This is a genomic window from Streptomyces sp. BK208, from assembly GCF_004364245.1.
In the GTDB taxonomy this organism is placed as follows: domain Bacteria; phylum Actinomycetota; class Actinomycetes; order Streptomycetales; family Streptomycetaceae; genus Streptomyces.
The window spans coordinates 171621-191157 of the sequence record NZ_SOAV01000014.1 but is presented as its reverse complement, the minus strand read 5'-3'; the positions used below and the strand labels follow the sequence as shown (position 1 = coordinate 191157).

The window sequence follows — 19537 nt, the reverse complement described above, 5'->3', positions numbered from 1 at the left end:
GTGTACGAGTGAGGCCCTGACTGGGCGCTCACGTGGCGGTGTCGCCGGGCGTATCCGGCCGGGAGTCGTCTCCCAGCCGGGGCAGGCCGCCCGTCGCTCCAGATGTCGTGTCCTGTTGAGCGGTCCCCTCGGCGGCGGAACCCCTCAGGTCCCGTCCCGCCCGCTCACTCTCGATGAGCTCGTTCAGCCAGCGCACTTCGCGCTCCACGGACTCCATTCCGTGGCGCTGGAGCTCAAGCGTGTAGTCGTCGAGACGCTCCCGGGTGCGGGCCAGGGAGGCTCGCATCTTCTCCAGGCGCTCCTCCAGCCGGCTGCGCCGGCCCTCGAGCACGCGCATGCGTACGTCACGCGACGTCTGCCCGAAGAACGCGAACCGAGCGGCGAAGGTCTCGTCGTCGTACGCGTCCGGGCCCGTCTGGGAGAGGAGCTGCTCGAAATGTTCCTTACCGTCGGCCGTCAGCCGGTAGACGATCTTGGCGCGGCGTCCTGTGAGGGACGCGGCGGCCTCGTCGACGTTCCCGGGCTCCTCGATCAACCAGCCGTTGGTGACCAGCGTCTTGAGGCAGGGGTAGAGCGTCCCGTAGCTGAACGCCCGGAACACTCCCAGTGACGTGTTGAGCCGTTTACGCAGCTCGTAGCCGTGCATCGGGGACTCGCGGAGCAGGCCGAGTACGGCGAACTCGAGGATGCCGGATCTCCGGCTCATCGTCGCCTCCTCTCGCCCTTATGCCGCGCTGATGTATCGAGTCGATACATCAGCACGATAGAACGAGCTTCGGCGTGCGACAAGAGGTGAACTGGTGAACGGGATCACATCAGGGATTCATCGCGAGCAAGTTGCCTGATTTGAGGTGAACTTCGGGCCTCGGGGGTTTTGACGGTGCGTAGTGTGTGCGCCATGCGAACCACCGGGAACCGAGTGACGTCTGGGAGCGTCCCTGTCCCCGGTGCAGTACGGGTGAATGCGGAAGGGGCCGCATCCGTACTTCGGGGGGACCGGAAACCAGCCGCCTTTACCAGGCGCGCAAAGGTGCGCCTGCCCGAGGAGTAGTCGTTCGATGAGCGAGCACCGTCGCAAACCGCCGCCGCCGCAGGGAGGCGGACGTGCCGCGGCCCGACGCGGTCAGTCCGGTTCGTCCTCCGGCCGCCGTGCGGCACCGCGAGGCGCCACAGAGTCTCCGTCCGCCTCCTACGGTGCGCAGGACGAGGAGCGTCCGTACGGCAGCCGCGCCGAGGCCAGGCGCGCGGCACAGCGCAGCGGGGGCAGCCGTCGTAGAGCGGCCGAACCGGGCCGCGGTGGCCGGCGAGGGGCCCCCGGAGGCGCGGCGGGGCCGGGGCGGGGCCGGGCGGCCGCGCCCGGCAAGAAGCGGATGATCGACTACCCGCGCCACGGCAAGGACGGGTGGCACCGCTGGGTGCCCTCCTGGAGGCTCGTTTCCGGACTGTGCATCGCGTTCTTCGGTTGCCTGGTCGGCGCCGCGGGCCTCGCGTACGCCATGGTGAGCGTCCCCGTCGTCGACGATTCCGCCGTCGCGCAGAACAACGTCTACTACTGGGCCGACAACACCCAGATGGTGGCCACCGGCGGTGACCGCAACCGCCAGAACGTCAACCTCTCGCAGATCCCCAAGGAGATGCGTTACGCCGTCATCTCCCAGGAGAACAAGACGTTCTACTCGGACAGCGGCATCGACCCCAAGGGCATCGCCCGCGCCGTGTTCAACATGGCCAAGGGAGGTGAGACCCAGGGTGGGTCCACCATCACCCAGCAGTACGTGAAGAACGCGATGCTGAACGACCAGTCGCAGACGGTCTCCCGCAAGGTCAAGGAGATCTTCGTCTCGATCAAGGTCGGGGCCGAGGAGCCGAAGGACAAGATCCTCGCGGGCTACCTGAACTCCGCCTACTACGGCCGCGGCGCCTACGGCATCCAGGCCGCCGCACGCGCGTACTTCAACGTCGACGCCGTCGACCTCAACCCGGGGCAGTGCGCCTTCCTCTCGGCGATGCTCAAGGGCGCCACCTACTTCGACCCGGCGGGTTCGGTCTCGATCGACCCGGTGGGGGCCACGCCTCAGGCCAACCAGAAGCGGGCCCACTCCCAGATGCAGGACACCCTCGACAAGATGGTGGAGTACGGGCATCTGAGCCAGACGGAACGGGCCAAGTACACCGAACTCCCCAGCACGCAGAACCCGCAGTCGAACGCCAAGCTGGGCGGCCAGATCGGCTACCTCGTCAGGCTCGCCAAGGCCTCCGTGCTCAAGAGCGGCGAGGTGTCGGAGCAGCAGCTGGAGAAGGGCGGCTACTCGATCTACACGACCTTCGACAAGAAGAAGGTCGACGAGCTCGAGAAGTCGGTGCAGAAGGTCTACAAGGACAAGATCGACCCCAAGAAGCGTCCCGAGAAGGACACGCACGTCCAGTTCGGCGGGGCGTCCATCGACACCAAGACCGGGGCGATCAAGGCCATCTACGGCGGTGAGGACGCCACCAAGCACTTCACCAACAACGCCGATGTCACCGGCGCCCAGGTCGGTTCGACGTTCAAGCCGTTCGTGCTCGCGGCGGCGATGAAGTGGGGTGTGCGGGACCCGGACCTCGGTGAGGTCCAGGCCCAGGACGAGCGCACCGTCGTCTCGCCGAAGAGCCTCTACAGCGGCAAGAACAACCTCAAGATCAACAACTATGACGGATCGATCTGGCAGAACGAGAAGGGCGAGCAGTGGCGTCAGGAGAATGACGGCAAGGACAACGTCGGTTCCCCGCCGGACTACAAGATCGACCTCCGTGAGGCGATGCGGGAGTCGGTGAACTCCGCCTTCGTGCAGCTCGGCATGGATGTCGGTCTGGACAAGGTGAAGGAGGCCGCCGTCGACGCGGGTCTCCTGGAGGACAGCCTGGCGGGGTCCGGTTACCCGTCCTTCTCCATCGGTGTCTCCGACCCGAGTGCCATCCGCATGGCGGGCGCGTACGCCACCTTCGCGGACAGCGGCAAGCAGCGTGAGCCGTACTCCGTCACGAAGGTGACCAACAAGGACGGCACGGTCTACACGCACAAGGTCGAGGAGAAGCAGGCCTTCACCGCGAAGGTCGCCGACAACGTCACGGACGTCCTGAAGACCGTCGTCGAGAAGGGAACGGGCACCAACGCCCAGCTGCCCGGCCGAGAGGTGGCGGGCAAGACCGGTACCACGGACGGCAACAAGTCCGCCTGGTTCGTCGGTTACACCCCGCAGCTGTCGACCGCGATCAGCATGTATCGGTACCCGGACGACGAGACCATCAAGAACCGCACGTTCCTGGAGATGTACGGAACGGGTGGTGAGGACAAGATCCACGGCGCCTCCTTCCCGTCCACGATCTGGCAGGACTACATGTCGGACGCGATGAAGGGCATGAAGGCGGAGAAGTTCCCGAAGCCGGAGCCCATCGGTGAGGTCATCAACGACACCCCGTCGCCGACTCCCACGCCCTCCCCCTCCCCCTCGGCCTCCGAGACCGAAGAGACCAGCCCGTCGCCGACCCCGTCGCCCAGCGACACGCAGACCGCTCCCTCGCCTTCCACGCCGACCAATACGTGCGGGGTCTTCGAGTGGAACTGCGACGACGGCGACAACGCCGGCAACGGCAACGGGGGCAACGGCCCAGGCGGCTCGGAGGGCAGCGGATCACCTTCACCCACAACCAGTGAGACAGGGGAAGAGGGCGACAGCGGAACCAGTCGCGGAAACAGCATCTGGGGCGCGAACGGATAGCCGCACCGCCGCAAGCAGGGGTGTTTCACGTGAAACACCCGCAAGTTTCACGTGAAAACAGGGGCCGCCGCATCCATGAGGGTGCGGCGGCCCCGCCCTGTCCCCAGGTGCGTACGGCAGGATGTGCCCCATGCCCAGTGCAGAATCGACGCCAGCGAGCGTGCACGAGCCGGACCCGGTGCGGCCGACCAGGGAGGACACGGTCGCCGCGGCCGGCAGCGAGCTGATCGGCGGCCCGGTGGGTCGGCGTGCCCTGCTGGGTACGTCCTGGTGGACCCCCGTGCGGGTGATCGCACTCGTGGCGATCGGCATGTTCGTCCTCGGACTGGTCCAGAAGGCCCCGTGTTACAACGGTGCCTGGTTCTTCGGCGCCAGCTCCCAGTACACGCACGCGTGCTACTCGGACATCCCGCACCTCTACCAGGGACGCGGATTCGTCGACGGGCTCGTGCCGTACTTCGACAAGCTCCCCGGCGACATGGAGTACCTGGAGTACCCCGTGCTGACCGGCCTGTTCATGGAGGTCGCGTCCTGGCTCACGCCGGGCAGCGGCACCATCCAGGACCAGGAGCAGTGGTACTGGATGGTCAATGCCGGGATGCTCATGGTTTGTGCGGTCGTCATCGCCGTCTGCGTGGCCCGTACGCACACCCGGCGCCCCTGGGACGGTCTGCTGGTCGCCTTGGCGCCCGCCTTCGCGCTGACTGCCACCGTCAACTGGGACCTGCTGGCGGTCGCCCTGACGGCAGCCGCCCTCCTGATGTGGTCCCGGGAGCGCCCGCTGGCCTTCGGCGTGCTGCTGGGCCTGGCCACGGCCGCCAAGCTCTACCCCTTCTTGATCCTCGGCCCCCTTCTCGTCCTGTGCTGGCGTGCGGGCAAGTGGCGGGCGTTCGGAACGGCACTGGGAGGCGCGGTCGTCGCCTGGCTCGTCGTGAATCTGCCGGTGATGCTCTTCGCCTTCGACGGCTGGTCGAAGTTCTACACGTTCAGCCAGGAGAGGGGCGTGGACTTCGGGTCCCTTTGGCTGATCCTGGCCCAGAACTCCGACAACCCCCTCAGCACCGAGACCGTCAACACCCTCGCCACGCTTCTGATGCTGCTGAGCTGCGGCGCCGTCGCGGCGCTGACGCTGGCCGCTCCGCGGCGGCCGCGGCTCGCGCAGCTCGCCTTCCTGATCGTCGCGGCGTTCATCCTCACCAACAAGGTCTACTCACCGCAGTACGTGCTCTGGCTGGTGCCGCTCGCCGCCCTGGCCCGGCCCAAGTGGCGGGACTTCCTGATCTGGCAGGCGTGCGAAGTGGCCTACTTCCTCGGCATCTGGATGTATCTCGCCTACACCACCAGCGGCGACGCCCACAAGGGACTGCCGACGGACGGCTACCACTGGGCCATCGGCCTGCACCTGCTGGGGACGCTGTTCCTCTGTGCCATGGTCGTGCGCGACATCCTGAGGCCGGACCGGGACCCGGTGCGGCGGACGGGCGACGACGACCCGTCGGGCGGGGTGCTGGACGGCGCGGAGGATGTCTTCGTCCTGGGTCCGGCGGCTCGTGCCGAGCCGCCCGCGGCCCACTACGAGGAGACACGGGTGCACTGGGGCAGGAGCCGGCAGCCGGGCAGTTCGCACTGAGTGAACGCGTGAAAGCCCGTACCCGAGGGCCACCAGGACCCCGGGAACGGCCTTTCACGTCCTGCGGCCGCTCGCTAGCGGTCGAGGATGCGGTCGAACTGCGTGGTGGTGTGCCGCAGATGCGCCACCAGCTCGTCCCCCACCTTGGGCTCCGCCGCGTCCGAGGGAACGAACAGGATCGACACCTGCATGTGCGGCGGCTCCGCGAACCAGCGCTGCTTGCCGCTCCAGACGAACGGGGAGAGGTTGCGGTTGACCGTGGCGAGGCCGGCCCGGGCGACGCCCTTGGCGCGCGGCATGACACCGTGCAGCGCCTTCGGTGCCTCCAGCCCCACCCCGTGCGACGTACCGCCCGCCACGACCACCAGGAAGCCGTCGGAGGCCGCCTTCTGCTGCCGGTAGCCGAAACGCTCTCCCTTGGCGACGCGCGTGACGTCCAGGACGGCGCCGCGGTACTCGGTGGCCTCGTGATCCCCCAACCACAGCCGGGTGCCGATCCGGGCGCGGAAGCGGGTCTGCGGGAACTGCTGCTGGAGCCGGGCCAGTTCGTCGGCCTTGAGATGGCTGACGAACATGGTGTGCAGCGGGAGCCGGGCCGCCCGCAGCCGGTCCATCCAGCCGATGACCTCCTCGACGGCGTCCGAGCCGTCGGTGCGGTCCAGCGGCAGGTGGATGGCGAAGCCCTCCAGCCGGACGTTCTCTATGGCGGCGTGCAGCTGCGGCAGGTCCTGCTCGCTGATGCCGTGCCGCTTCATCGAGGACATCACCTCGATGACCACGCGCGCGCCCACCAGGCCGTACACGCCGTCGATGGACGACACCGAACGCACCACCCGGTCGGGCAGCGGAACGGGTTCCTCACCGCGGCGGTACGGGGTGAGGACCAGCAGGTCACCCCCGAAGAAGTCCTTGATGCGAGCGGCTTCGTAGGTGGTGCCGACGGCCAGTACGTCCGAGCCCAGCCGTGTGGCCTCCTCCGCCAGCCGCTCGTGACCGAATCCGTAGCCGTTGCCCTTGCAGACCGGGACCAGCCCGGGGAACTGCTCCTGCACGTGCTTGTGGTGCGCCCGCCAGCGCGCGGTGTCGACGTAGAGCGTGAGCGCCATGGCCGGACCTGGAACCTTTCTCGTGGCTGTCAGAGGTGCGGATCGGGGAGGGACTGTCGGTCAGCGGCGCGACATGTAGATGTCGAGCGCCTTGTGGAGCAGCTTGTTCAGGGGGAAGTCCCACTCGCCGAGGTATTCGGCCGCCTGACCGCCCGTACCCACCTTGAACTGAATCAGCCCGAAGAGGTGGTCGCTCTCGTCCAGCGAGTCGGAGATGCCGCGCAGGTCGTAGACGGTGGCGCCCAGCGCGTAGGAGTCGCGGAGCATGGCCCACTGCATGGCGTTCGACGGCCGGACCTCGCGGCCGATGTTGTCGGAGGCGCCGTAGGAGTACCAGACGTGCCCGCCGACGACCAGCATGGTCGCCGCCGACAGGTTCACCCCGTTGTGCCGGGCGAAGTACAGCCGCATGCGGTTGGGGTCCTCGTTGTTGAGGGCGGCCCACATGCGCTGGAAGTACGACAGCGGGCGCGGCCGGAAGTGGTCGCGCACGGCCGTGATCTCGTACAGGCGCTGCCACTCCTCGAGGTCGTGGTAGCCGCCCTGGACGACCTCGACACCGGCCTTCTCGGCCTTCTTGATGTTGCGGCGCCACAGCTGGTTGAAGTTCTTGTGGACCTCTTCCAGGGAGCGGTTGGCCAGCGGCACCTGGAAGACGTAACGGGGCTGCACGTCACCGAAGCCGGCGCCGCCGTCCTCGCCCTGCTGCCAGCCCATCCGGCGCAGCTTGTCGGCCACCTCGAAGGCGCGCGGCTCGATGTGGTCCGCCTCTATGTCCCGCAGGCGCTTGACGTCGGGGTCCTGGATGCCCTTCTTGATGGACGTCGCGTCCCAACGCCGGATGATCACCGGCGGGCCCATCTTCACCGAGAAGGCGCCCTGCTGCTTCAGGTGCGCCAGCATCGGCTCCATCCAGTCCTGGAGGTTCGGCGCGAACCAGTTGATGACCGGGCCCTCGGGGAGGTAGGCGAGGTAGCGCTTGATCTTGGGCAGCTGCCGGTAGAGGACGAGACCCACGCCGACCAGCTCACCGGTCCGGTCGTCGAACCAGCCGAGGTTCTCCGAGCGCCATTCCGCCTTCACGTCCGCCCACGCCGGGACCTGCATGTGACTGGCCGCCGGCAGGCTCTGGATGTAGGCCAGATGCTGCTCGCGGCTGATGGTCCTCAGGGTCAGGCTCATTCGGGGCGCTCCTCGGGCTGGTGTGTCCCCATGGGTACAGGGGCTCCGGCTCTCGCGCGAAGCCTACTGCGCCCTGTGAGCGCCCCGTCCGGCGTACGGCCGCAAGGGGTGTCCGGCGGGCGGTCGCCGGGCGGGTTCAGCCGACGAGCCCACCGTGGTAGATGCCGAAGAACAGACCGAGCGCGCAGGCTCCGAGACCCAGCACCAGGCCGAAGCGCTCTCGGGTCGTCACGGAGACGTACTGGCCGTATCCGCCGGTCAGCACACCGAGCAGGCCCGCCCAGGAGGTCAGGACGTGCAGCCCCCGGAAACTCGCGGTGGCGAGGGCGAGCACCCCGAGCACCAGCGTCACGGCCAGCAGGGTGTCCTGGAGGGGGTGCGATTTGCCGTCGGTGGCCAGCAGACCGGTCCGGGGCTTGGCGGGTCGCATGATCTGTGCCATGGGGAACCTCCTGCCGAAGGCAGTGTGTCGTCGCCCTCACATCCGCTGAGTATCGATTGTGTCCCCTCACAGCCGGATTTCAACCGCAAGCCGGTCGCCGGGTACTCTGTACCTTCTGCACTGGTGTCTTCTGCCGTCCACGGCCGGGCCTCCTCCCTGGAGGCGGTCCGATTGTCAGTGGGTCCTGGTTTACTCGTTGATGCCGGTGCGAACGCATCGCAACCCTCCTGCCACGGAACGACCGTGGCCGCTGAGTCCAAAGGAGGTGGGTTCCACATGCGTCACTACGAGGTGATGGTCATCCTCGACCCCGATCTCGAGGAGCGCTCTGTCTCCCCGCTGATCGAGAACTTCCTCTCTGTCGTCCGTGACGGCGGCGGAAAGGTCGAGAAGGTCGACACCTGGGGCCGTCGTCGTCTCTCGTACGAGATCAAGAAGAAGCCCGAGGGCATCTACTCGGTCATCGACCTGCAGGCCGAGCCTGCGGTCGTCAAGGAGCTCGACCGCCAGATGAACCTGAACGAGTCGGTCCTCCGGACCAAGGTCCTCCGTCCCGAGACCCACTGAGCCTTCCCGCTCAGCTGATACCGGGATTCGAGTAGCAGCAACCAAGCAGCCAGAGCAGCAAACCCGCCGAGAGGTTCCCCATGGCAGGCGAGACCGTCATCACGGTCGTCGGCAATCTTGTCGACGACCCCGAGCTGCGCTTCACCCCGTCCGGTGCGGCCGTCGCGAAGTTCCGCGTCGCGTCGACTCCCCGCACCTTCGACCGCCAGACCAACGAGTGGAAGGACGGCGAGAGCCTGTTCCTCACCTGCTCGGTCTGGCGCCAGGCGGCGGAGAACGTCGCCGAGTCGCTCCAGCGAGGCATGCGCGTCATCGTGCAGGGCCGGCTGAAGCAGCGGTCCTACGAGGACCGTGAGGGCGTCAAGCGCACGGTCTACGAGCTGGACGTCGACGAGGTCGGCGCCAGCCTTCGCAGCGCCACGGCCAAGGTCACCAAGACCTCGGGCCAGGGCCGCGGAGGCCAGGGCGGCTACGGCGGCGGTGGCGGTGGCGGCCAGGGTGGCGGCGGCTGGGGCGGCGGCTCCGGCGGCGGCCAGCAGGGCGGCGGCGCTCCCGCCGACGACCCCTGGGCGACCGGTGCTCCCGCCGGTGGCCAGCAGGGCGGCGGCCAGCAGGGCGGCGGCTGGGGCGGCGGCTCCGGCGGCGGTGGCGGCTACTCGGACGAGCCCCCCTTCTAGGCGGGCTCCACCCACACTTCTTGATCACACAGGAGAAACATCATGGCTAAGCCGCCTGTGCGCAAGCCGAAGAAGAAGGTCTGCGCATTCTGCAAGGACAAGGTCACGTACGTGGACTACAAGGACACGAACATGCTGCGGAAATTCATTTCCGACCGCGGCAAGATCCGTGCCCGCCGCGTGACCGGCAACTGCACTCAGCACCAGCGTGACGTCGCCACGGCCGTGAAGAACAGCCGTGAGATGGCGCTGCTGCCCTACACCTCCACCGCGCGATAAGGGAAGGGTGACCGAAACATGAAGATCATCCTCACCCACGAGGTCTCCGGCCTCGGTGCCGCGGGCGACGTCGTCGACGTCAAGGACGGCTACGCTCGCAACTACCTGATCCCGCGGAAGTTCGCGATCCGCTGGACCAAGGGTGGCGAGAAGGACGTCGAGCAGATCCGTCGTGCTCGCAAGATCCACGAGATCCAGACCATCGAGCAGGCCAACCAGGTGAAGGCCCAGCTTGAGGGTGTGAAGGTCCGTCTGGCCGTTCGCTCCGGCGACGCCGGTCGTCTCTTCGGCTCCGTCACCCCGGCCGACGTCGCTTCGGCGATCAAGGCCGCCGGTGGCCCCGAGGTCGACAAGCGCCGCATCGAGCTGGGCTCGCCGATCAAGACCCTGGGCGCCCACGAGACGTCCGTGCGTCTGCACCCCGAGGTTGACGCCAAGGTCAGCATCGAGGTTGTCGCTGCCTGAGCATTGCTCTCGCTGAAGCGATGAGAGGGGCCGCATTCCCGAAAGGGAATGCGGCCCCTCTTCGTGTCCGTCCTCGAAGCCGTACGCAACGCGGAACGTCGTGTTTCACGTGAAACGGTCAGCGCGTCGCGCCCGTCACGATCCAGCGTCCCGATCGCGTACGCAGCCACAGCGTCGCCAGACGCATCATCATCATCAGCGTCATCGCCGCCCACAGGGCGGTGAGCCCACCGCCGAGCGCAGGGACGAGCAGGGCCGCGGGTGTGTAGATCGCCAGGGTCAGCAGCATGGCCCAGGCCAGGTATGGGCCGTCGCCCGCACCCATGAGGACACCGTCCAGGACATAGACCACTCCGCAGATCGGCTGGGCGACGGCCACGATCACCAGCGCGGGCAGTGCCGTGTCCTTGACCACGGCGTCGCCGGTGAACAGGGGAAGGAAAACCGGCCGGGACAGCACCACGAGCAGACCCAGTACGACCCCGACCGCGACGCCCCACTCCACCATCCTGCGACAGGCGTCGCGTGCCCCCTGGGTGTCGTTCGCTCCGAGATACCGGCCGATGATGGCCTGCCCGGCGATCGCGATGGCATCGAGAGCGAAGGCCAGCAGGCTCCACAGGGACAGGATGATCTGATGTGCCGCGATGTCGGCATCGCCGAGGCGGGCCGCCACCGCCGTCGCGATCATGAGGATCGCGCGCAGGGAAAGCGTGCGCACGAGCAGCGGCATGCCGGCCTGAGCGGAGGCCCTGATGCCGGCCAGGTCCGGCCGCAGGGAGGCGCCGTGTCGGCGGGCTCCGCGAATGACCACCCACAGGTAGACCGCGGCCATGCCGCACTGGGCGACGACGGTGCCCCAGGCGGAGCCCGCGATGCCGAGTCCGGCACCGTAGACGAGCACGACATTGAGTACGGCGTTGGCGACGAAACCGGCCACGGCCACGTAGAGCGGGGTCCTGGTGTTCTGCAGACCCCGCAGGACACCGGTCGAGGCCAGCACGACGAGCATGGCGGGGATACCGAGAGACGAAATGCGCAGATAGGTGGTGGCGAAGGGAGCCGCGGTGTCGGAGGCGCCGAAGAGTTCCACGAGAGAGGGAGCCGTGGGCAGAACGGCCGCTATGACGGCCGCGCCGAGCAGCAGGGCCAGCCAGATACCGTCCATGCCCTGGCGGATCGCCGCCTGCGGATCGCCCGCGCCGACGTGCCGGGAGACGGCGGCCGTGGTGGCGTAGGCGAGGAAGACGAAGATGCTGACGGCCGTCGTGAGCAGGGCCGAGGCGATGCCGAGTCCGGCGAGCTGAGCGGTTCCGAGATGGCCGACGATGGCACTGTCGGCCATGACGAACAGCGGCTCGGCGACGAGCGCGCCGAAGGCCGGGACGGCCAGCGCGACGATCTCTCGGTCGTGCCGGCGCCGGGCGGTCCGCGTACGCGCAGGGGCCTGTGTCATGAGCACCAATCTAATCTTCCACAGGTAAGAGATGCAAAGCCTTTGTAACCCTTACGATCTGTCTCACCCCGTGCACTTCTGGGCAGGGGTCGCCTCGATCTTGGTCTGACCGGCCAAGTTTTTCTTCTGCACAGGCAGTGGACGGTAAAGGCGCAGCTCAGGCTAGTTCCCTGAGGGATTCTGCGGGCTTGTTCACAGGGCTGTCCACCGAGTCGTGCACAGGTTTGGCGCGGTTCTCCACAGCATCTGGCCGGTCGTCCACATGCCCTGTGGATAACCAGATTGGCTGACGGTGCCCGCGGGCCTACGGTTGTCCGGCGCCCACTCCGTCCGTCGGCTGGTGAACCATCACAAAACCGGCGCGCCAGAACCGGAGTTGGGCGTCCTATTTGTCAGTGCCGTGCCGTAGAAATGAGAGGCACGGCGAGGTCCGCCGGGCGGACGGGAGGAGGTGGCTCGGTGAGCATTTCCGAGCCCTTGGACGACCCGTGGGCCGACAGCGGCCCAAGTGATCGTCTGCCTGCTTCCCGCCGCCGCGGCGAGGGGGGCCGCAGCCGCGACGAGCAGCACGAACGCGGATCCGACAGCGGTGGGTGGGACGGCGGCGGCCCGTCGTTCGAGCGGGTGCCGCCCCAGGACCTGGATGCCGAGCAGTCGGTCCTCGGCGGCATGCTCCTGTCCAAGGACGCCATCGCCGACGTCGTCGAGATCCTCAAGGGCCACGACTTCTACAAGCCGGCCCACGAGACGGTCTACCAGGCCATCCTCGACGTCTACGCCAAGGGCGAGCCCGCCGACCCCATCACGATCGCCGCCGAACTCACCAAACGCGGTGAGATCAACAAGGTCGGCGGTGCCTCGTACCTGCACACGCTCGTCCAGACCGTGCCGACGGCCGCGAACGCCGCCTACTACGCGGAGATCGTGCACGAGCGGGCAGTCCTGCGCCGCCTGGTGGAAGCCGGCACCCGGATCACCCAGATGGGATACGCGGCCGACGACGACGTCGACGAGATCGTCAACCGCGCCCAGGCCGAGATCTACGCCGTCACCGAGCAGCGCACCAGTGAGGACTACCTGCCGCTCGGCGACATCATGGAGGGCGCCCTCGACGAGATCGAGGCGATCGGGTCGCGCAGCGGCGAGATGACCGGTGTGCCGACGGGTTTCACGGACTTCGATTCGCTGACCAACGGACTGCACCCCGGCCAGATGGTCGTCATCGCCGCCCGCCCCGCGATGGGCAAGTCGACTCTCGCGCTCGACTTCGCACGGGCCGCGTCGATCAAGAACAATCTGCCCAGCGTCATCTTCTCGCTCGAGATGGGCCGCAACGAGATCGCGATGCGTCTGCTGTCCGCCGAGGCCCGTGTCGCGTTGCACCACATGCGGTCGGGCACGATGACGGACGACGACTGGACCCGGCTCGCCCGCCGGATGCCCGACGTGTCGGCCGCCCCGCTCTACATCGACGACTCCCCGAACCTGTCGATGATGGAGATCCGTGCCAAGTGCCGCCGCCTCAAGCAGCGCAACGACCTCAAGCTGGTCGTCATCGACTACCTCCAGCTGATGCAGTCCGGCGGGTCCAAGCGCGCCGAGAGCCGGCAGCAGGAGGTCTCGGACATGTCCCGTAACCTCAAGCTCCTCGCGAAGGAGCTGGAGATCCCGGTCATCGCGCTCTCCCAGCTGAACCGAGGCCCCGAACAGCGCACCGACAAGAAGCCCATGGTCTCCGACCTGCGTGAGTCCGGTTCGATCGAGCAGGACGCCGACATGGTCATCCTGCTGCACCGCGAGGACGCCTACGAGAAGGAGTCGCCGCGCGCGGGCGAGGCGGACCTGATCGTGGCCAAGCACCGTAACGGTCCGACGGCGACGATCACGGTCGCCTTCCAGGGCCACTACTCGCGCTTCGTCGACATGGCACAGACCTGACGGTCGGCCGGACCGGCTCTCACCCGCGGACGCCGGGCGGGACAAGGTGTCCAGCTTCGTGTTCCTCCTCTCCGACGTCGCGGGGAACATCACGGGCACCGACCACGTCATCGACGGAGGCACGGTCAAGACTCGCTGAACCGGTGGGGCGCCACGGGGAAATCGGCTCGACGGGAGCTGTCCCGGCCGGTGGACTGGGCGCATGACGACACCTCAGGAAGAGCTGCTGCCCGGCACCCGCCGGGCGCTGACGCACCGGATCGCCGTGGCCCAGGCCGAGGGGCGGACCCCGTCGCTCGTCGCGGCGGTGGTCCGGGGCGGGCGGACCGTGTGGCACGGTGCTCGGAGCTCGGTCGACGGACAGGGCCCGGACGAGAACGTGCAGTACCGGATCGGCTCGATCACCAAGACGTTCACCGCCGTCCTCGTCCTGCGGTTGCGCGACGAGGGCGTGCTCGACCTCGGGGACCCGCTGGAGAAGCACCTGCCGGGCACCGGGGCGGGGGAGGCCACGATCGCCCAACTGCTCGCGCACGCGGGCGGGCTGGCGGCCGAGTCGCCCGGGCCCTGGTGGGAGCGGACACCGGGCTCGCTGCGGCCCGAGCTGGCCGACGTACTGGGTGAGCGGCCGCTCCTGCACCCGGTGGGCCGCCGGCACCACTACTCCAACCCCGGTTACACCCTGCTCGGCGCGCTGATCGAGAAGTTGCGCGGTGCGGCGTGGGAGGACGTCCTGCGGCGGGAGGTGCTGGAACCGCTGGGGCTGGAGCGTACGGCCGCAAAAGCCAGCGCCCCGCACGCCGGAGGCTGGGCGGTGCATCCATGGGCCGATGTGATGCTGGCCGAGCCCGTGGAGGATCTCGGCAGGATGGCTCCGGCCGGTCAGCTCTGGTCGACCACCGGGGACCTGGCGCGGTTCGCCGTCTTTCTGACGCAGGGAGACGACAGGGTGCTCGGCGCGGAGACCGTGCGGGAGATGCGGGCGCCCGCCGCACCGGCCGAGGCCTCGGACGTCGTGGACGGTGCGGCGTACGGGCTGGGGCTGCAGCTCCAGCACCGGGACGGGCGGCTGCTCGTGGGGCACTCCGGGTCACTGCCGGGCTTCCTGGCCAACCTCACCATCGGCGTGGAGGACGACGTGGCCGCGGTGGTGCTGACCAACTGCACGTCGGGGCCACTGATCGGCGGGCTCGGGGCCGACCTGGTGCGGATCGTCGCCGAGGCGGAACCCCGGATCCCCGCACCGTGGCGTCCGCTGCCCGAGGCCGACCCGTCGGTACTGGAGCTGGCGGGGCAGTGGTACTGGGGCACGCAGGCCTTCGCCCTGCGGCTGACGTCGGACGGCGGGGTCTCGCTGGGACCACTGTCGGGCCAGGGCCGCCGGTCACGTTTCCGGGTGAACGGGGACGGCACCTGGACAGGCCTGGAGGGGTATTACGCAGGTGAGCTGCTGCGAGCGGTGAGGCGTCCCGACGGAACGGTGAGCCACCTGGACCTCGGGTCCTTCGTGTTCACGCGCCAGCCGTACGAGGAGGGCGACGCGGTGCCCGGCGGAGTGCACCCGGAGGGCTGGCGGGGGATCGGCTGACGGTCCTCAGGCCGCACGTGGCCCTGTTTCACGTGAAACAGGGCCACGTGCCCGTTGCCACCGTGCCAGGGAGCCGTTCCTCAGAGCTGGAGCTTGAAGCCCGTGTGCGAGGCCGAGAAGCCCAGGCGCTCGTAGAAGCGGTGGGCGTCGGTACGGGTCTTGTCGGACGTGAGCTGCACCAGGTGGCATCCCTGCCGCCGGGACTCGTCGACCGCCCACTCGATGAGCTGCGTGCCCAGTCCACTGCCGCGTTCGTCGCCGTGGATACGTACGCCCTCGATGATCGAACGGGTCGCGCCGCGCCGGGACAGTCCGGGGACGATCGTCAGCTGGAGCGTCCCGACGACACGGCCCGCGCGGACGGCCACCACCAGGTGCTGGTTCGGGTCGGACCTGAGGCGTTCGAAAGCGGTCCGGTACGGGGTCAGATCATCCGGTGACTCACGCTGTGCGCCCAGCGGGTCGTCGGCGAGCATCGCGACGACCGCCGGGATGTCCTCGACGGTGGTGGGCCGTATTTCAAGATCTTCCATGGCCGCACTCTAGAACGTGCTCAGGCGGGCACCGGCGCCTTCAGGGTCTCCACGGCTCGGACCAGCGGGGCCAGGTCGGGGTTCACGGCGGCCGCGTCGAGAGCCTCGCGCAGCGCGGCGTCGTTGGTGGGCCGTGCCTCGTTCAGCAGCTGCAGGCCCGCCACGGTGACGTTGGTGTAGATGCCGCGCCGGTCGGTGGGGCACAGGTAGCGCTCCAGCAGGCCCCGGTCTTCGAGCCGGGTGACCAGCCTGGTGGTCGCGCTCTGGCTGAGGACGACGGCATCGGCGACCTGCTTCATCTGCAGATGTCCCCCGTCGCCGTCGTGCTGCCGGCTGAGCACGTCGAGCAGCGAGTACTCACGGACGCTCAGGTCGTGCCCGGTCTGCAGCGCGCGCTCGATGTGCGCCTCGATCCTCCCGTGCAGCAGGGAGAGGGCGCACCAGCCCTGGGAGAGAGCGGTGAGTGCGGGATCCGTCGCTGTCATGTGATTCCTCCGTCCAGGAGCGCCTCAGACCAGGGTAGACCAACTGCGCAATTGCCCTCGTTTGCAAGTAGCCCGCGTGTGCAACTATTGTGGGCGAACGCAAAGCGCTCCTGCAATCTTCTGGGAAGGTGTCACCCTCCATGCCTCTCGCGCTTCTGGCCCTCGCGATCGGGGCCTTCGGGATCGGAACGACGGAATTCGTGATCATGGGCCTGCTGCCCGAGGTCGCGAGCGACTACGGGGTCTCCATCCCCACCGCCGGCTATCTGGTGACCGGCTACGCGCTCGGCGTGATGGCCGGCGCCCCGCTGATGACCGTGCTCGGCACCAAGGTCCCCCGCAAGCGGATGCTGATGCTGCTGATGGGTCTGTTCATCGTCGGCAACCTGCTCTCCGCCGTCGCCCCCGTGTTCTCCGTCATGCTGATCGGCCGCGTGGTCGCCTCACTCGCCCACGGCGCCTTCTTCGGCATCGGTTCCGTCGTCGCGGCCGGTCTGGTCGCCCCGCACAAGAAGGCCGGCGCGATCGCGATGATGTTCACCGGCCTGACCGTCGCCAATGTCGTCGGAGTCCCGCTGGGAACGCTGATCGGGCAGTCCGCCGGCTGGCGCGTCACCTTCGCGGTCGTCGCCGCGCTCGGGGTCGTCGGCCTGGCCGGAGTCGCCAAGCTGGTCCCCGACGTGCCCAGGGCCGAGGGAGTACGGCTGCGGGACGAAATGGCGGCGTTCAAGAACGCCCAGGTCCTGCTCGCGATGGCCATGACCGTTCTCGGCTTCGGCGGAGTCTTCGCGGCCATCACCTACATCGCGCCGATGATGACCCACGTCGCGGGCTTCGCCGACGGCTCGGTCACCTGGCTGCTCGTCCTCTTCGGCCTCGGCATGGTCGGCGGCAACCTCGTCGGCGGCAGGTTCGCCGACCGCGCCCTGATGCCCATGCTGTACATCTCCCTGGGTGCGCTGGCCGTCGTCCTCGCCCTCTTCACGCTCACCGCGCACGACAAGATCGCGTCCGCCGTGACCGTCGTCCTGATCGGCGCCCTGGGCTTCGCCACCGTCCCGCCGCTGCAGAAGCGCGTCCTGGACCACGCACACGGTGCCCCGACGCTGGCCTCCGCGGTGAACATCGGTGCCTTCAACCTCGGCAACGCGCTCTCCGCCTGGCTCGGGGGCGTCGTCATCGCCGCAGGCTTCGGCTACACCGCCCCCAACTGGGTCGGCGCCGCGCTCGCCTTCGCCGCCCTCGTCCTCGCTGTCTTCTCCGCCGCTCTGGAGCGGCGCGGGAGCACACCCGGCTCGGTCGTCGCCGGTTCCGTGCCCGCCGAGCAGCGAGCCCCCGCCGTCCACCACTGAAAGAACCCGCCAAGGCCCAGGGGCGGGATCAGAGCCCGTCCCTCACCCCTTGCTCTGGCCCACTGACGCCTCGGCGACCACCGAGGCACCGCACCACTCAGCACAACCAAGGAGAAAGACCCATGAGCACCACCGCCGTCGCCCCGCTGACGATCCACGACGCCGAAGCCCTCGTCACCGCCGCTCACGACGCCGCCGAGGCGGCCGGTGTCACCGTCAGCGTCACGGTCCTCGATGCCGGCGGTCACCTGCTGGCCTTCCGGCGGGACGACCGTGCCGTGCTGATCTCCGGAGAGACCAGCGGCCGCAAGGCCTACACGGCGCTCCAGCTGAACGCTCCCACCGCGGACCTCGTCGACGCCGTGCAGCCCGGGGGCCCCTTCCACACCCTGCCCACGGCGCTCGACCGGCCGCTGCTGTTCATCGCCGGCGGCGTGCCCGTGCACCGCGAGGGACGGCTGATCGGGGCGATCGGGGTGGGTGGCGGCGCACCCGAGCAGGACCATTCCTTCGCCTCGGCCGCACTGCAGAGCATCGCCTGACGACAGCGGCATGCGGCAGCCACCCGTCCGATCGTCGGTCCCGGGCCGCCCGGGGCCGGCGATCGCCGTGCCGCATGGGCGCCGAAGTCAGCCCGCCGCCACCGTCAGCGGCGCGAACCGCCGAGCCCAGTCCCCGGGCAACTCGGTGATTCCGTACGTCATGACCGCGTTGGGCGCGACCGTGGAGAGGCCACGCTCCTTCACCCACGCCAGCAACTCCTCGTGCCGCACGTCGATGTCCGTGCGCAGGGGCCGGTCGGTACCGGCGGCGAGGGAGCCGATCAGAGCCTTGGCCGTCTCGGTGTCACGGGCGATCAGCGGACCCACGACATGGGTGTCCATGTTCGGCCAGGCCGCGGCGTACCCGACGACCCGGCCGGCCGCCTCGGCGACGCGCAGTTGGTCGGCGAACGCGGGCAGCCGCGCGATGATGTGGGTGCGATCGGCGCCGAAGACCTCCTCGTCGAGCCGGAGGATCGCGCCGAGGTCCTCAGCGGTGGCCGCGCGAGTGGCAGTCCTCGGTGCCGGCCCGCCGGGCACGAAACGGCCACGCACCATCTCCGCCCCGCCGGTCACCTTGAAGCCGAGCTCCTCGTAGAGCGGTCGGCCGTACGGGGTCGCGTGCAGAGTCAGCGGAACGGTGCCCAGAGCGGAGACGACGTGGCGCATCAGCCGGCGGCCCACGCCCTGGCGGGCGTGCCGCTCGGCGACCAGCACCATGCCGATGGCGGCGAGGGTGGGACGCTCCGGAGGTCCGTACTCGGTGACGGTGCAGGCGGCGACGAGACCGCCGTCGGGGTCGTCGATGCCGTACCCCTTTCCGGCCGTGAGGAGGAACCCCCATTTGTGCTCCTCGCGGAGCCATCCCCGGTTCTCGGAGAGGTCGGCGCAGGCAGTGAGGTCGCGGAGCGTCAGACGGCGGATCGGAGCGGAGGCGAGGAAAGGTGTCGGCACGCAGGTCAGGCTGTCCGACGGCGGTCGTCCGCGTCCACCGCTTTCCGGCAGATCACACGAGCTTTCGGTCACGTCGACCTCGTTCAGCCGAGGTCGGGGGCGTGCATGGCTCGCACACCCTCGATGTTGCCGTCCAGGTAGTGCCGCAACGACAGCGGTACGAGGTGGACCGAGGCGATCCCGACCCGGGTGAACGGCACTCTGACGATCTCGTACTCACCGGCGGGCTCGTCGACCTCGGGGCCGTGCCGCAGGGAGGGGTCCATGGATTCCAGGTGGCAGACGAAGAAGTGCTGCACCTTCACACCGGTCGCGCCACCGTCCTCGCCGATGTGCTCCACGGTGTCCACGAAGCAGGGCACCACATCACTGATCTTGGCGCCGAGTTCCTCGTACACCTCGCGGTGCAGGGCGTCCACGACGGTGGTGTCGTCCGGCTCGACCCCACCGCCGGGAGTGACCCAGTAGGGGTCGACGCCGGGCTTGGTCCGCTTGATCAGGATCAGGTGGTCGCCGTCCAGCAGGACGGCGCGAGCGGTGCGCTTGACCACGGGTCGGACGGTCATGGGAGAAATGTGGCCCG

At 68.7% G+C, this 19537-nt stretch carries 19 protein-coding genes; 10 read left to right on the top strand and 9 right to left on the bottom strand.

The genetic code is table 11. From position 1 onward, the window contains the following. Nucleotides 1-28: 28 nt before the first annotated feature. Nucleotides 29-706, bottom strand: a complete 678-nt coding sequence (locus tag EV562_RS30020) for a PadR family transcriptional regulator (protein WP_133889994.1) — start codon at nt 704-706, stop codon at nt 29-31. A 664-nt stretch (nt 707-1370) separates the two neighbouring features. Here EV562_RS30020 and EV562_RS30015 point away from each other — a divergent pair. Next, nucleotides 1371-3758, top strand: a complete 2388-nt coding sequence (locus tag EV562_RS30015) for a transglycosylase domain-containing protein (protein WP_133889993.1) — start codon at nt 1371-1373, stop codon at nt 3756-3758. A 121-nt stretch (nt 3759-3879) separates the two neighbouring features. Beyond that, the gene (locus EV562_RS30010; RefSeq protein WP_133889992.1) at nt 3880-5388 is read left to right on the top strand and encodes a glycosyltransferase 87 family protein; all 1509 of its coding nucleotides are present in this window, start codon (nt 3880-3882) and stop codon (nt 5386-5388) included. 74 nt (nt 5389-5462) lie between these two features. On the opposite strand, the gene EV562_RS30005 is transcribed toward EV562_RS30010, so the two are convergent. The 3 genes from EV562_RS30005 to EV562_RS29995 form a co-directional block, all read right to left on the bottom strand. Next, nucleotides 5463-6494 carry an alanine racemase gene (locus EV562_RS30005; RefSeq protein WP_030180845.1) on the bottom strand — a complete coding sequence of 344 codons (1032 nt, stop codon included), beginning with the start codon at nt 6492-6494 and terminating at the stop codon, nt 5463-5465. 60 nt (nt 6495-6554) lie between these two features. Beyond that, nucleotides 6555-7676, bottom strand: a complete 1122-nt coding sequence (gene femX, locus EV562_RS30000; protein WP_003975027.1) for a peptidoglycan bridge formation glycyltransferase FemX — start codon at nt 7674-7676, stop codon at nt 6555-6557. 136 nt (nt 7677-7812) lie between these two features. After that, entirely contained in the window at nt 7813-8118 is a 306-nt protein-coding gene (locus tag EV562_RS29995) for a hypothetical protein (RefSeq protein ID WP_133889991.1), read from the bottom strand. 276 nt (nt 8119-8394) lie between these two features. Here EV562_RS29995 and rpsF point away from each other — a divergent pair, with 276 nt between their 5' ends. The 4 genes from rpsF (at nt 8395) to rplI (ending at nt 10106) form a co-directional block, all read left to right on the top strand. Then, nucleotides 8395-8685, top strand: a complete 291-nt coding sequence (gene rpsF / locus EV562_RS29990; protein WP_019324683.1) for a 30S ribosomal protein S6 — start codon at nt 8395-8397, stop codon at nt 8683-8685. An 80-nt stretch (nt 8686-8765) separates the two neighbouring features. Then, a complete protein-coding gene (locus EV562_RS29985; protein ID WP_133889990.1) occupies nt 8766-9362 on the top strand; it encodes a single-stranded DNA-binding protein in 597 nt (198 codons plus the stop codon). Nucleotides 9363-9404: 42 nt separating this feature from the next. Beyond that, complete coding sequence (rpsR, locus tag EV562_RS29980) at nt 9405-9641, top strand: 30S ribosomal protein S18 (RefSeq protein WP_003949403.1); 237 nt, start codon at nt 9405-9407, stop codon at nt 9639-9641. Nucleotides 9642-9659: 18 nt separating this feature from the next. After that, nucleotides 9660-10106 carry a 50S ribosomal protein L9 gene (gene rplI, locus EV562_RS29975; protein ID WP_003975023.1) on the top strand — a complete coding sequence of 149 codons (447 nt, stop codon included), beginning with the start codon at nt 9660-9662 and terminating at the stop codon, nt 10104-10106. A gap of 118 nt (nt 10107-10224) precedes the next feature. On the opposite strand, the gene EV562_RS29970 is transcribed toward rplI, so the two are convergent. Further along, on the bottom strand, nt 10225-11562 hold the full coding sequence (locus EV562_RS29970) for an MATE family efflux transporter (RefSeq protein ID WP_133889989.1): 1338 nt from the start codon (nt 11560-11562) through the stop codon (nt 10225-10227). A gap of 459 nt (nt 11563-12021) precedes the next feature. On the opposite strand from EV562_RS29970, the gene dnaB reads away from it, so the two are divergent. Together dnaB and EV562_RS29960 are read left to right on the top strand one after the other, a co-directional pair. Continuing rightward, nucleotides 12022-13500: a replicative DNA helicase gene (gene dnaB / locus EV562_RS29965; protein ID WP_133889988.1), complete on the top strand. Its 1479-nt coding sequence runs from the start codon at nt 12022-12024 to the stop codon at nt 13498-13500. 202 nt (nt 13501-13702) lie between these two features. Continuing rightward, nucleotides 13703-15088 (top strand): serine hydrolase domain-containing protein, encoded by a 1386-nt coding sequence (locus tag EV562_RS29960; protein ID WP_133889987.1) that lies wholly within the window; start codon nt 13703-13705, stop codon nt 15086-15088. Between the two features lie 80 nt (nt 15089-15168). Here EV562_RS29960 and EV562_RS29955 read toward each other — a convergent pair whose 3' ends face one another. Then, nucleotides 15169-15621 carry a GNAT family N-acetyltransferase gene (locus EV562_RS29955; protein WP_133889986.1) on the bottom strand — a complete coding sequence of 151 codons (453 nt, stop codon included), beginning with the start codon at nt 15619-15621 and terminating at the stop codon, nt 15169-15171. A 20-nt stretch (nt 15622-15641) separates the two neighbouring features. Beyond that, a complete protein-coding gene (locus EV562_RS29950) occupies nt 15642-16106 on the bottom strand; it encodes a MarR family transcriptional regulator (RefSeq protein WP_133889985.1) in 465 nt (154 codons plus the stop codon). Between the two features lie 140 nt (nt 16107-16246). Between EV562_RS29950 and EV562_RS29945 the strand changes: the two genes are divergently transcribed. After that, nucleotides 16247-17458 (top strand): MFS transporter, encoded by a 1212-nt coding sequence (locus EV562_RS29945; protein WP_133889984.1) that lies wholly within the window; start codon nt 16247-16249, stop codon nt 17456-17458. A 122-nt stretch (nt 17459-17580) separates the two neighbouring features. Then, nucleotides 17581-18000, top strand: a complete 420-nt coding sequence (locus tag EV562_RS29940) for a heme-binding protein (protein ID WP_133889983.1) — start codon at nt 17581-17583, stop codon at nt 17998-18000. An 87-nt stretch (nt 18001-18087) separates the two neighbouring features. On the opposite strand, the gene EV562_RS29935 is transcribed toward EV562_RS29940, so the two are convergent. Together EV562_RS29935 and EV562_RS29930 are read right to left on the bottom strand one after the other, a co-directional pair. Further along, nucleotides 18088-18954 carry a GNAT family N-acetyltransferase gene (locus EV562_RS29935; RefSeq protein WP_133889982.1) on the bottom strand — a complete coding sequence of 289 codons (867 nt, stop codon included), beginning with the start codon at nt 18952-18954 and terminating at the stop codon, nt 18088-18090. 83 nt (nt 18955-19037) lie between these two features. Next, nucleotides 19038-19520, bottom strand: coding sequence for an NUDIX hydrolase (locus EV562_RS29930; RefSeq protein WP_133889981.1), 483 nt, complete (start codon nt 19518-19520; stop codon nt 19038-19040). Nucleotides 19521-19537: the final 17 nt, after the last annotated feature.